Origin of the sequence: Bradyrhizobium sp. CER78, from assembly GCF_029846235.1 — a bacterium.
Classification (GTDB): domain Bacteria; phylum Pseudomonadota; class Alphaproteobacteria; order Rhizobiales; family Xanthobacteraceae; genus Bradyrhizobium.
The window spans coordinates 213,717-226,350 of the sequence record NZ_JARVWP010000005.1 but is presented as its reverse complement, the minus strand read 5'-3'; the positions used below and the strand labels follow the sequence as shown (position 1 = coordinate 226,350).

Below are 12,634 nucleotides of genomic sequence, written 5' to 3'. Positions count from 1 at the left end.
CATCAGCGGTTCAGGATCTTCAGCCAGACATCGCCGAGGATGATCGGCTCGCGGGGAGGCAGCCAGGTGAGGCCTGCGGCCTTGCCGAGCTCTGCGATGGTGCCCTTGGCTTGCAGATCGGCCAGCACCTTGTTGACGGCCTCCAGCAGCGCCTTGTCGGTTTCGAGCGCAACGTAACCGCGATTGGCGCCGATCGGATAATAATAGCCCGACGCCGTGATCTTGGTATCCGGATGGCTCGCGCGGTAGGCGTCGAAGCGGCGCAGGTCGAGCAGCGTCGCATCGAATTCGCCGCGCTCGAGCTCTCCCAGCAGGTCGCTGCGTCCGGGAACGAGGTGGGTGATGTCCTCGATCAGCTTGCCCTTGTCGAAGGTCATCAGGATGGCATCGCCCAGCGTGCCGCTTTCGATCGTCAGGCGAAGGCCGGCGAGGTCGCCGATATCGGTGATCTTGCTGTCCTTGATCTTGTCCTTGGCCTTCGGGCCGAGCACGACGGTCATCGGCGAATAGATGTAAGGCTGGCTCGGCACCAGCACCCCGATCGGGATCCGGCGGCGGCGATCGTCGCGGGTGGCGCCGTCGAAGTCCGGCAGCTTGGCCGTCGTGACGCCGGGCGCCTTCAATGAATCCGTGGTGAGCGCATAGCCGCCCACCAGCGAGCAGCGTCCGTCCGACAGCAGGGCATTGGCTTCCAGCGCCGGGCTCGAATCCTCGTCGAGCTTGCTCTCGAACCACTGGATCTTGAGCGGACGTCCGAGCCGCTCGGCAATCACCTGCGCAAGTGCCACGTCGAAGCCGGCATCCGGCTTGCCGCGATGATGCGCCGACAGGGGCGGCAGATCCTCGTCGAGGCAGACCTTGAGCGGCGCGTCGGCGGCATGCGCTGCCGCCGTCATGCCGACAAGCAGGGCCGTCGCAACGCCGGCAAGCAGGGCCCTCATTGGGGCCTCCGGCTCGACAGGAAGGCCCAGACGTCGGCGATCTCCTGCTCGCTCAGGATATCGGCCCAGGGCGGCATCTTGCCGTTCTTGCCTTGCTTCACGGTGGTCACGAAGCGGGTCTTGTCGCCGGCAAATGCGCGCAGGTCCGGCGTGATGGTGCCGGAGTTGACCATGTTGGGCCCATGGCAATGCGAGCAGTTCTTGGCGTAGGTGACCTTGCCTTGGTCGGCCTGACCTTCAAGGTCGATTGCACCGGCTTGCTGTGCGGCTGCCGGGATCAAGGTGATCAAGGCCGCCGCGACGGCGGCGAAGATCGCCGCCGTCAACAGGGTTACTCTTTCAGTCACGTGTGCTCCGCGCTCAGTTCTTGACCGCGAAAACCCACAGCGAGCCGCCGGGCGGCACCTTGGCCAACCGCTCGTCGCCCGAGAACAGCGAATAGACGCCGCCATAGCCCGAGTTGACGGCGACGTACTGCACGCCGTCCTGCTGCCAGGTGATGGGTTGTCCCTCGATGCCCGAGCCGGTCTGGAACTGCCAGAGCTTCTTGCCGGTGTCGGCGTCGAACGCCTCGAATTCGCCGGTCAGCTGACCGGAGAACACCACGCCGCCGGCGGTGGAGAGCACGCCGGAAAAGCGCGGAATATCACTCGGCGCTTCCCACTTCGCCTTGCCGGTCATCGGATCGATCGCCTTGAGATGGCCGCGCGGTCCGGTGCCCCATTCCCAGGGGTCGGTGAGATCCATGCCGAGATACCATTCGCCCTGCTTGAACGTCACCGGCTCGGCCTTGTACTTGCCGCCGAAGGCGAGGGTGTTGGCGTAGGCGAGGCCGGTCTGCGGATTGAACGACATCGGCTCCCAGTTCTTGCCGCCGAGGATCGACGGGTAGACCGTGACCTTCTTGCCGTCACGTGCATCTTTGGCGACGTCGGTCTCGATCGGCCGTCCGGTCTTCAGGTCGACGCCGGTGGCCCAGTTGACGTTCACATAAGGATTGGCCGCGAGCAGCTTTCCGTTGGTGCGGTCGAGTACGTAGAAGAAGCCGTTGCGGTTGGCATCCATCAGCACCTTGGTCGGCTTGCCCTCGACGTTCATGTCGGCGAGCACCATCTCGGCCACCGAGTCGTAGTCGAACGGGTTGTTCGGCGAGAACTGGTAGTGCCACTTGATCTTGCCGGTCTTCGGATCGAGCGCGAGCACCGAGCAGGTGTAGAGGTTGTCACCGGGACGCACCGCCGAGTTGAACGGTCCGGGATTGCCGATGCCCCAATACACCGTGTTCAATTCGGCATCGTAGGAGCCGGTGATCCAGGTCGACCCGCCGCCGAGCTTCCAGGTATCGCCTTTCCAGGTGTCGCCACCGGGCTCGTCCGGGGTCGGGATCGAGTAGGTCCGCCAGAGCTTCTTGCCGGTCGCGGGATCCCAGCCGTCGATGAAGCCGCGGGTGCCGAATTCGGCGCCCGAGATGCCGGTGATCACGACGCCGTCGGCGACCAGCGGCGCCACCGTCATCGAGTAGCCTTCCTTGATGTCCGCAGCCTTCTCGCGCCACAGCTCCTTGCCGGTCTTGGCATCGAGCGCGATCACATTGGCGTCAAGGGTGGTGCGGAACAGCTTGCCGTCATAGAGGGCGGCGCCGCGATTGATGATGCCGCAGCAGACGATGCGCGGCGTCTCGGCGGGATATTCGACCTTGGTCTTCCAGATCTGCTTGCCGGTCTTGGCGTCGATCGCGATCGTGGCGTTGTGCGTGGTGACGTAGAGGACGCCCTGGTAGACGAGCGGCTGCGATTCCTCGCTGCGGTCGTCGTTCAGGCTGTAATTCCAGACCGGCACCAGATTCTTGACGGTGTCCTTGTTGATCTGGTTCAGCGTCGAGAAGCGCTGAAGGTTGTAACCCATTCCGTAATTGAGAACGTTCGACGTATCAGTCGCACCCTTGACCAACTGCTCGTTGGTCTGAGCGCTTGCACCATATGATGCAAGAATCACGAGGCTTGCGGCCAGCGCAATGCGTCTCATCCTATCCTCCCAATGAACCTTTGCTGCACGCCTATTCCTGACGTTGCGGACGGAACCATCGGCCTGAAACCAAAACGGGTCAATACGAAAACGTGAACGAACCCCAGCCACCGCGGGAGGCCGGTCGAACGTGTCAGTTTTTTGCTGATGCGTCCGTGGCTTACCGTCGCGTGGAATACACAACGCCACCGCGCAGTTCGCACTTATGCCGCAGCGCGAACGGCTCGATCAGCTCGACGGTGCACGAGGGCAGGCACTTGGCCGCGGCTTGGTGCCGCGCTTGTCCGGCGGCACATTGCAATTGTCGATGCGCTGCTCGTCGGTCCATTTGCGTCCGAGCCGTTCCTTGCCGGTGAGCACCCGCGGCTGAACCGCCTCGGCCGAAGGGACAGGGGCCCCGTTCTGTGCGGAGACGGGCGCAATCTGACCGAGCGCAACGACGCAGCCCAACATGATGGTCCTGCAAATATCGCTCATGGGGTCACCTCGCACGTCCTGGCGCAAATGCAATCGACGGAGCGCCATCGATGATGCGTCAGACCGTCTCTTTCCACCCGAAACCCGACAGGGGCTGCACTAGCTGTGGAAGCTTCGCCGAAGCTGCTATGGTGAACTTCGATTGCGGACCTGCTCCGTACCTCGCGCCGGAGCGGCATCAAGGGAGATGAACGATGATCTCGCGCCGATCGCTTGCTTTGACTTTGGCTGCTGCCGTCCTGTCAGGGCCCGCTCTGGCCGCATCCGGTGGTCGCAACGCGCTCAAGATGCTCGACCCCGACAATGACGGCACCGTCGACCTTGCCGAAGCCAAGAAGGCTGCCGCCGACCTGTTCGCGAAGCTCGATTCCGACCACGACGGCACGCTCGACGTGCGCGAATTGCGCGGACGTCTGACCGCGAAAGAGCTCAAGATGGCGGATCCGGACCACGACGGCACCCTGACGCTCGACGAATACCTCGCGGTCGTCGAGCAGCGTTTCAAGGCCGCCGATCCCGACAATGACGGAACGATCGATACGAAAGAGCTGAGGTCGCGTGCCGGCCGGGCGCTGCTGCGCCTGCTCAAATAGTCGCGGGTCCGCGAATTGTGCCGGGCGGATTCCGGATATTAACACTGGATTCCGCGCATAACAAAAAAAGTTGCGATTTCGCTCTTGGGCAAGACGCGGCCGGCGCAATCGGGTTTGCTTCTGCGTGCGTCGCCGCTCGGCAGCCGGAAAATGCCTGACAGATCAGTGTCGGAATTTCCCAGCCGTTTCAAAACCGGGCGGACGCTTGCGAGCCGTCGTCCGTTTCGGCATGTCCAGCAGCGAAGTCGGGTCCTTACCCGCCCGGCTTGCGCCCTGGAAAAGCCAGCCCTAGCTTGCCGCGCGGCGCGAGGCTTGCGCCAACTTATACTTGGGAGAAGGAAATGGCCTGGAAAACACCGAAGATCGTCGAAGTGCCGGTCGGCATGGAAATCAACATGTACGCCTGCGCAGCGCGCAAGTAAGTCCCACCTGACGACCTGCCGCGGCTTCGATGGCAACCCGTCGGAGCCGTGGCAGTGTCGGCGGGTCCGTCGATCTCCGGACGCCGGTCGAAATGATCGCTCCGGTCCGTCGCGCAAAGCCTCACCTGAACGGGCTTCGACGATCCCGCCCAAGATATCAACCGTCCATTGCCGGATTGTGCTGCGCCTATGCCTGGCCAGCACCGCGGCCTGTCTGTGGGGCGAATAGATCGTCACGCGCCGTGCGCGTGCTCACGGGCGGTTCTTGAAGCGCGCATATCGAAGCGCGAGGGTGGGTAGCACCAGCAGACTGAGTGCCATCGAGGTCATCAGGCCGCCAAGGATGACGATCGCCATCGGGCCCTCGATTTCACGTCCCGGTTCTCCTGCGCCGATCGCGAGCGGCAGCAATCCGAGGCCGGTCACCAGAGATGTCATCAAGATCGGGACGAGGCGGTCGGCCGCGCCCTCGATCACGGTATCCAGTCCCCACACGCGACCGTCGACCAGGACCAGATGCTCGTAATGCGAGATCATCAGGATCGAGTTGCGCAGCGTGATTCCGAACAGCGTGACGAACCCGACCATTGACCCGAGCGAGAGCAGGCCGCCGGTCAACGCCAGGGCGAACACGCCGCCGACAAACGCAAACGGCAAGTTGATCATCACCAGCAACAGGTTTCGCCAATGACCGGTCACCATCGCCAGCAGAATGACGATGCCCGTCCCGGCCAGCAAGGAGTTGACGATGAGATCGTGCCGCGACCTGGCCTGGGCCTCGGCGGCACCGGCAAATTCCACGTGAGCACCGGGCGGCAGCGTGACTTCGCGGGCCAGCTTGCGTTTGGCGGCGGCCACGAAGGATTCGAGATCGCGGCCGCTGACGTTCGCCGTGACGGTCTGAACGCGTTGCGCATTCAGGTGCTGGATCTGATAGCGGCCCGAAGTCTCGTAGACGTCGGCGATCTGCTTCAGCAGAACGTAAGCGCCGCTCGGCGTCCGCACAGGCAGGTCGCCGATCTGAGTCACTCGGCCGCGGGCATGTGCGTCGAGGATCACGATGACATTGAAGACGGCATTGCCTTCATATCCCTGGCCGACGACATCGCCCTGATAGGCGGTGCGAATGAGTTCGAGCACTTCGACCGCATCGAGCCCCCAGCGCTGCAGATCCGTCGGGCGGAGCGTCACATTGACCTGCGGCATGCCCGGCGGGGATCGTTGTTGCACGTCGGCGGCCCCCGCGACCTCATCCAGTTCCCGCGCGACGTCGCGCGCTGCGCGCTCGAGCAAATCGAGATCGGGCCCGTAGATGTTGACGACCACCGCCGCGGTGAAGCCGGAGACGGTCTCCTCGACGCGTTCCGTCAGGTAGGTCTTGCTCGAGAAGGAAACCCCGGGGAAGCCGGCAAGAGCGGCCCTGATGCGCGCTTCCGCCGCGGATTGCGCCCGGCCTGAGAGCCCGGGCTCCAGGTCGACCTCGAACTCGCTGGAATGCGGACCGACCGTGTCGATGCCGGCCTCGGCCCGGCCTGCATGCTGCGCCACCCGCCGTACACCCGGGATTTTTAGCAGCGTATCGGTCATCAGCTTGCCGATACGGAGCGATTCGTCGAGCGAGGTGCCGGGGATCGCGGAGACGTGCAGAATCAGATGGCCTTCGCGCAGATCCGGCAGGAAGGTCCCGCCGAAGAAGGGCAGCATCGCCGCGCCGGCGATCGTCAAAGCCGCGGCCGCCGCCATCACCAGCTTCGGGTAACGGCCGATATGACGCAGCAAGGACTGGTAGTGGCGACGGGACCACCGCACCGCGGGCGGTTCATGCAGGCGCTGTCCGCCGGTCCTGCCGACGAGGAGCAGCATGGAGAGCGCCGGCGTCACCGTAAGGGCGACCGCCAGCGAGGCGAGCACGGCCAGGATGTAGGCGATGCCCAGGGGCCCGAACAGGCGACCGGCAATGCCGGAAAGCGTCAGGATCGGGAAGAAGACCAGCAGCACCGCAAATGTCGCATAGGCAACGGCGGTACGCACTTCGAGGAAGGCATCGAGCACGACGCGAGCCTCGGGTCTCGGCGCCGTCGCCCGGCGGTTTTCGCGCAATCGACGTACCACATTCTCGACGCCGATCACGGCGTCATCGACGACTTCGCCGATCGCGATCGCAAGGCCGCCCAGCGTCATCGTGTTGAGCGTTTCACCCATCCATTGCAGTGCGAGCACGGCCGCAATCAACGAGAGGGGAATGGCAGTGCAGCTGATGATCGAGGTGCGCCAGTCGAACAGAAACAGAAACAGGACAACGACCACGAGCGCCCCGCCGATCAACAAGGCGTTGAGCACGTTCTCGGTCGCCGCGTCGATGAAATTGGCAGGCCGGAAGATGTCCGCATGGAGCTTGACACCGTCGGCTTCAAGGCCAGGTCGCAGCTCCTGCAGGGCGGCTTCCGCCCGCGCGGTGACCTCCCGCGTGTTCGCGCCGTATTGCTGGCTCACCATCAGCATGATGCCGGGCACGCCGTCGATGAGGGCGGCCCCGATCGGCGGCTCGGGAGCGGTCACGACGGTGGCGACGTCGCCCAGAACCACGCTCGCGCCGCCTTCGTGCAGAAGAACGGTGCGGGCGAGCTGATCGGGGGTCAAGGACTGTCCCTGGGTCTGCAGCGTGACGCGCTGATTGGCGGTATCGATGAAGCCGGCGCCCCGTACGCCGGTGGCCTTGCGCGCGGCGGCCAGCACATCGTTCATGCTGACCCGGAATCGGATCAGGTCGTCCGGGCGGACCTGCACTTGCAATGACCTGACGTCTTTGCCGTAGGTGGATACTTGTGCCACGCCCGTGACGGCCAGAAGCCGTCTTGCCACGGTCCAGTCCGCAACGGTGCGCAATTCCATCAGCGAGCGCCGGTCGGACGTCAGGCCAATGACCAGCACCGTGCCGGCCAGCGGAGTCAACGGCGTCATCGAGGGCGGCTGTACGCCCTGTGGCAGCCGCGCGGCCACGGCTGAGAGACGCTCCGTCACCAATTGGCGCGCCCGATAGATATCGCTGCCCGGCTGGAAGACGACTGTCACTACGGAGAGGCCCTGGATCGACGACGAGCGCAGGCTTTCGACGCCGGCTAGGCCGTTGATCGACGTTTCGATCGGCTGCGTGACCAAAATCTCGACATGCTCCGGGCTGAGGCCCGGAGCTTCGGTCTGAATCGTGACCTGGGGCGGTGCGAATTCGGGGAAGACGCCGTATTTGGCTTCGCCCAGCGCGAACAGGCCGTAGCCCAGCAGCGCGAACGAAAGCGCGAGCACGATGCCGCGGAAGCGGATGGCGAACGCGACGAGAGCGGCTTGCGGTCCTGAACGGTCGGAGCCGGTGCCGTCAGTCATTGTCATCGCCGCTGCGAAGCTCGCTCTTGGCCTCCTCGGACAGCAAGACCTGTGCACCCCGGATGACGATTTCGGATCCCGACGGGATGTCTCGGACGACGTAGTCGTCATCCGAGACCGGCTGATCCGTGCTGATCGGATGCCGTCGGAAGCTGTCGGGGCTCACGCGCAGGTAAACCCACGATCGGCCCTGCCATCGCACGATCGCGGTATCCTCGATGAATACGCCTTCGTAAGTGGTGCCCGACGGCACATAGACCGTGGTGTTCATGCCGGGCAGCAGGCCGCTGTCGCCAGGCGCGGAGAAGAAATAGCTCAATCCCTGAATCCGGGGGTCGGTGCGTGTCGCCGGGGAGATGTACTGCAGATCGATATTCGCATTTCGCGTCGGCGCCTGTGCGAGGGCCGTTCCCGGAGTCGCGGTGACACTCACGCCGGGCGGCAGCGTCACCTGAACCAGGAATTGATCGCGCTCGATCAGCCTGACGACCGTGGGCGAACGCTCGACGATTCCGCGGCCGATCACCGGCCCCCATTCCTGCTGTGCTGTTGCTGCGAGAGTCCTGAGCTGCGATTCTGCCGCGGCAAGCGCGGCCCTGTCGGTTCGCAGCGTTCCCTCCGCGGTTTCGGCTTCCTTTCTCGGGAGCGCGGCGGAGTCGACGAGATTCTTGGTCCGGTCGAATGCGCTCTTCGCGACTTCGAGCTTGGCCTGCGCTGTCTGGAGTTGAGCCTGCGCATTGGCGTAGCTGTTGGTGAGCTCCGTGATGCGCGAGATGTCCAGCACTGCACCGTATGCGCGGAATTGCTCAGGGTGCGGAGCGGCTTCCAGAACCGAAGTTTCGAGCCCGATCTGTCCCTGCTGGCTGGGCGTCAGCTTGACCGGTGCCTGGTCGCTGTTTGCGGTGCGGGAGGGCTCGGTGCGGCTCGAATCCGGCTTGTCCGGCTGCAACTCCGCCGCTGCGCGCCGAACCTGACCCGTGACAGCCCAAGCGCCGGCGGCGAGCGCCAGCAAGCATATGGCGACCGCGACGCCGCGCCGGGAGGTTTCCGTAAGAGCCATCAGCCTGTTAGCAGTTGTGGGAACCAGCTTATTGACGAAATCAACCGGCGGCAAGGCGTCGGTTTCACGGTTGTTGGCTCGGGTCACGCCGGCCTGCTTGCGGGGCCGCGACCGCCGGGTTCCGCTTGATCTCGCGCGAATATGAAACTTCCGGCTGCTGTGGGCGTAGCGCTTATGTTATCTTTTTGACGGCGCCCGCGAGGTCTCATGCATGAACCCGATTGATCTGATCGTCACTGTATGTGCCGTGCTGTCGCCCGCCACCTGCGAGGAGCAGCATCTGGTGTTCAACTGGAGCGGCTCGCTGCAGCAATGCGTCATGGCCGCGCCGCCCTACATCGCGCAGTGGGTCGGCGAACATCCCAAATGGACCGCGGTGCGATGGCGGTGCGAATATCCGCACACCAATGATCGCGCGAGCGCGGACGGCAAGCCGCCCGCGGGCTAGCGCTCTATTTGTTGCAGTCCTTCAGGTCCTTGTCGGACACCGAAAACACCGCGTCGGCCTTGATCTCGATGTCGCGGGCCAAGCACTGCTTGCCCCCGCTATAGCCGACCTTGGCATCGTAGCGGCCGGGCTCGACGCCGGTGATACGCAAGCGCTCGTCGTGGTCGACTTCCTTGTCCTTGTCGTTCAGCGTCTGGTTGGGACCCCATTCATTCTTGCCCGCCGGCGACAGCTCGAAGCTCGAAATCGTGGCGCTGGTCAGATTCCACAACCGGATGCCCTTGCCCTTGCTTTGGGCGAGCACTGCGGCCGGCAGCACGAGCAAGGCAACTCCAACGGCAATCGACGAACGCGACATCCGACTTCTCCCTAACGCTTTGTCCAAGGATGACGGCGTCTCACATATTTGCAAGGTCCAACTGCGAGAGCTGCCGCTTGAGTTCATCGATCTCCGGCTCGCTGCGCGTCGCGCGCGGCTTGGCGATGGTTTCGACGTGAAGGATTCGGGCCGGCCGCGGCGACAGGAAGAACAGGCGGTCACCGAGGCGGACGGCGTCGTCGAGATCGTGGGTGACCAGGAGCGTCATCATCTTCCGGCTGGCCACCAGCGTCGCGACCTGGTCGCGCAGCCTGCCCGCGAGGGCATTGTCGAGCGAGGTCAGCGGTTCGTCGAGGATGAGGAAATCGGGCTCGATGGCGAAGGCGCGGGCGAGGGCGACGCGGCGGGCGAGGCCGAGCGACAACTCGCCGGGAAAGTGGTTGCGATGCGCGCTCAGTTCGAGCACCTCGAACAGCGCCGCCAAGGTGCCGTCGTCGACGTCAGGTGCGGCGAGCCGCACGTTCTCCTCGACTGTGCGCCAGGGCAACAGCCGCGGCTCTTGGAACACCATGCCAAGGCGCATGCCGGGCGAGCGCGTGACGTGGCCCTGATAGTTGCCGTCGAGCCCGGCGAGAATCTTGAGCAGGGTGCTCTTGCCGCAGCCCGACGGTCCGAACAGCACGCCGACTTCGCCGGCGTTCAATGTGAAGGTGACGTTGTCGAGCACGTCGTGGCGCTTCCCGGCCACGCTCGCAAAACTCTTGCCTGTGATCTTGACCTCAAGCTGCACGGAGCCGCCACCGCGTTAGCCTGGTTTCAAACGGCTGCACCATCAGGGTCTCGATGACCAGCACGACGCCGGCGAAGCTCAGCGAGTAGGCGAGCAGCAGCGGAATGTCGAACAGCTGGAAGGCGACGCCGATCTCGAAGCCGACACCGTTCGGCCTGCCGAGATACTCGGCGACCAGCACGATCTTCCAGACCAGCGAGAGCCCGGAGCGCGCCGCAGCCGCGATGTAGGGCGCAAGCTGCGGCAGGATCACATGCCGGAACGCGCGGCCGCGCGGCAAGGCAAACGCCGTTGCCATCTCGTCGAGCGCAGGGTCGAGCGCGCGGGCACCCTCGCGCAGCGTGACCACGGCAGTCGGCAGCTTGTTGATGGCGATGGCCGCGATCGCCGCGACCTCGGTCAGCCCGGCCCAGATATAGGCCATCACGATGACGACCAGCGCCGGCAAATTGAGCAGCAGGATCAGCCAGGGATCGCCAAGGCGATTGGCGAGCGAGACGCGGCCCATCAGGTAGCCGATCGCCGAGCCGATCGCCATTGCAAGCGTGAAAGCCAGCGCGACGCGCGCCAGCGTTGCGCCGAGGTTGACGAACAGCGCCCCCGATCGTGCCTCGGCGATGAGCACCGCCAGCACCGCCGGCGGAGCCGGCAGCTTGGCATCGCCGATCACGAGCGAGGCGATCCACCAGGTTGCGATGAACAGCGCGAATGACAGGAGGCGCAGCACCGCTAGTCTCCCGGGATCGCTTGGTAGAATGTGCCGGGATCGAGCTCGGTTGCCGTGCCGACGAGGTCGCGGCCGCCGAGCTGCGCCAACACCCGGTAGAGTATGCGTGCGTCCGCCTCTTCGTCAGCGATCGGACGGCGCGGGATGCCTTCCCGGTAGCGATCGCGATAGGCCTGCAGCGTCGCCGGATCCTGCGCGCCGGTGAGCGGCGCGATTGCTTCCCATTCGGCGTCCGAGGTCGCCAGAATCTCCTTCGCGGCGCGCGTCACGGCAATGAAGCGGGCCACCAGGTCCTTGTTGGCGCCAGCCCAAGCCTCGTCGAAGACATAGCCGATCATCGCGATGCGGCCCTTGCTGCCGAGCTTTTGCAGGATCTCTTCCATGCCGGCGAGACGGCGAAAGCCCTTGGCCTCGAGGGCAGCGCAGAAATTCCAGTAGTTGAGCGTCGCGTCCATCTCGCCGCCCAGCGTCTTGGCGGCGAGCAGTGGCGGCGCGCCATAGACGATGGTTGCCTGCGACTTCAGGTCGACGCCGTCCTGCTTCAAGGCGGCTTGCAGCAATAGCCAGTTCTTGTCGATGGCGCCGCCGGCGACGGCAAGCTTACGCCCCTTGAGATCGGCGAGCGTTTTGACCGGCGAGGCGGCCGGGACCATCACGGCGCCCAGCGCGCTCGAATAGGGATAGAATTGCAGCTTGGCACCGAGCGAACGCTCGCGCGACACCCAGGGCCAGTCGGACACCATGACGTCCGCCGTGCCGGAACGCAGCGCGATCTTGCCGGCCTCGGGGCTGGCGAGCTCGACGACATCGATCGACAGATTGGCCTTCTTGTCGAGACCATGGGAGCGAATAACAGCCAGTTCCCAGGCCAGCGTTCCGGTCTTCTGCGCTGCAACGCGGATGGTCTCCGCGTTGCACGAGGTGCCGAACTGCATGACCGCCAGAACTGCCGCAGCCAACACCGTGCGTACAGACATGATCATCGTTTATTGAGCCACTTCCCCGAATGTTTTCTTTTCTGATCAACACCCATAGCATAGCTTGCGGGAAGAGAAGAGGAAGCACGACCATGGCAGGAGCTGGCATGCTACGACCGATTGTCGCCGTCCTGGCGGTTTTCCTGGCCGTGCTCGCCGGGACGACGATCGACGCGCGGGCTCAGGAGATCAACGACTATCCGACCTCGGCGCGGGCGGAGTATGTGTTCGGCTGCATGAAGGCCAATGGCGAATCCCGGCAGTCGATCGAGCAGTGCTCCTGCTCGATCGACGTCGTCGCCTCGATCATCCCCTATGATCGGTACGTCACAGCCGAGACCGTGCTGAGCATGGCGCAGGTGCGCGGCAATCTGGGCGGCCAGTTCCGCTCGTCCGAGCAGGCCGCGAACGCGCTCAACGACCTCAGGCGCGCCCAGGCCGAAGCCGAAGTCAGGTGCTTCTAGTGTTGATCGC

General features: G+C 64.5%; 14 protein-coding genes. 4 read left to right on the top strand and 10 right to left on the bottom strand.

Annotated features, from left to right (window positions below; translation table 11 throughout):
- Positions 1–2 precede the first annotated feature (2 nt).
- From QDT69_RS12720 to QDT69_RS12705, 4 genes are all read right to left on the bottom strand, one after another.
- Positions 3–941: a transporter substrate-binding domain-containing protein gene (locus QDT69_RS12720; protein ID WP_279706880.1), complete on the bottom strand. Its 939-nt coding sequence runs from the start codon at positions 939–941 to the stop codon at positions 3–5.
- Positions 938–1,231, bottom strand: coding sequence for a cytochrome c (locus QDT69_RS12715; RefSeq protein WP_245321019.1), 294 nt, complete (start codon positions 1,229–1,231; stop codon positions 938–940). Before QDT69_RS12715 ends, QDT69_RS12720 begins: the two co-directional genes overlap by 4 nt.
- 70 nt (positions 1,232–1,301) lie before the next feature.
- Complete coding sequence (locus QDT69_RS12710; protein WP_279706879.1) at positions 1,302–2,966, bottom strand: methanol/ethanol family PQQ-dependent dehydrogenase; 1,665 nt, start codon at positions 2,964–2,966, stop codon at positions 1,302–1,304.
- Positions 2,967–3,194: 228 nt separating this feature from the next.
- The gene (locus QDT69_RS12705; protein WP_279706878.1) at positions 3,195–3,443 is read right to left on the bottom strand and encodes a hypothetical protein; all 249 of its coding nucleotides are present in this window, start codon (positions 3,441–3,443) and stop codon (positions 3,195–3,197) included.
- Between the two features lie 194 nt (positions 3,444–3,637).
- Between QDT69_RS12705 and QDT69_RS12700 the strand changes: the two genes are divergently transcribed.
- A complete protein-coding gene (locus QDT69_RS12700) occupies positions 3,638–4,036 on the top strand; it encodes an EF-hand domain-containing protein (protein ID WP_279706877.1) in 399 nt (132 codons plus the stop codon).
- A gap of 341 nt (positions 4,037–4,377) precedes the next feature.
- Entirely contained in the window at positions 4,378–4,458 is an 81-nt protein-coding gene (gene pqqA, locus QDT69_RS12695) for a pyrroloquinoline quinone precursor peptide PqqA (protein ID WP_009031067.1), read from the top strand.
- A 252-nt stretch (positions 4,459–4,710) separates the two neighbouring features.
- Here the strand turns inward: pqqA and QDT69_RS12690 are convergent, their stop codons facing one another.
- A complete protein-coding gene (locus QDT69_RS12690) occupies positions 4,711–7,839 on the bottom strand; it encodes an efflux RND transporter permease subunit (protein WP_279706876.1) in 3,129 nt (1,042 codons plus the stop codon).
- Positions 7,832–8,986, bottom strand: coding sequence for an efflux RND transporter periplasmic adaptor subunit (locus tag QDT69_RS12685; protein WP_279706875.1), 1,155 nt, complete (start codon positions 8,984–8,986; stop codon positions 7,832–7,834). The genes QDT69_RS12690 and QDT69_RS12685 overlap by 8 nt, the downstream gene beginning before the upstream one ends.
- A gap of 124 nt (positions 8,987–9,110) precedes the next feature.
- Here QDT69_RS12685 and QDT69_RS12680 point away from each other — a divergent pair, with 124 nt between their 5' ends.
- A complete protein-coding gene (locus QDT69_RS12680; protein WP_279706874.1) occupies positions 9,111–9,347 on the top strand; it encodes a hypothetical protein in 237 nt (78 codons plus the stop codon).
- Between the two features lie 4 nt (positions 9,348–9,351).
- On the opposite strand, the gene QDT69_RS12675 is transcribed toward QDT69_RS12680, so the two are convergent.
- Genes QDT69_RS12675 through QDT69_RS12660 form a run of 4 tightly spaced genes read right to left on the bottom strand, consistent with a single transcriptional unit; the run spans position 9,352 to position 12,118 of the window.
- Positions 9,352–9,705, bottom strand: coding sequence for a hypothetical protein (locus QDT69_RS12675; RefSeq protein ID WP_279706873.1), 354 nt, complete (start codon positions 9,703–9,705; stop codon positions 9,352–9,354).
- A gap of 40 nt (positions 9,706–9,745) precedes the next feature.
- On the bottom strand, positions 9,746–10,456 hold the full coding sequence (locus QDT69_RS12670; RefSeq protein WP_279706872.1) for an ABC transporter ATP-binding protein: 711 nt from the start codon (positions 10,454–10,456) through the stop codon (positions 9,746–9,748).
- Positions 10,446–11,183: an ABC transporter permease subunit gene (locus QDT69_RS12665; RefSeq protein ID WP_279706871.1), complete on the bottom strand. Its 738-nt coding sequence runs from the start codon at positions 11,181–11,183 to the stop codon at positions 10,446–10,448. Before QDT69_RS12665 ends, QDT69_RS12670 begins: the two co-directional genes overlap by 11 nt.
- Positions 11,184–11,185: 2 nt before the next feature.
- Entirely contained in the window at positions 11,186–12,118 is a 933-nt protein-coding gene (locus tag QDT69_RS12660) for an ABC transporter substrate-binding protein (protein ID WP_279707117.1), read from the bottom strand.
- Between the two features lie 134 nt (positions 12,119–12,252).
- Between QDT69_RS12660 and QDT69_RS12655 the strand changes: the two genes are divergently transcribed.
- Positions 12,253–12,624, top strand: coding sequence for a hypothetical protein (locus QDT69_RS12655; protein ID WP_279706870.1), 372 nt, complete (start codon positions 12,253–12,255; stop codon positions 12,622–12,624).
- The last annotated feature ends 10 nt before the right edge of the window (positions 12,625–12,634 follow it).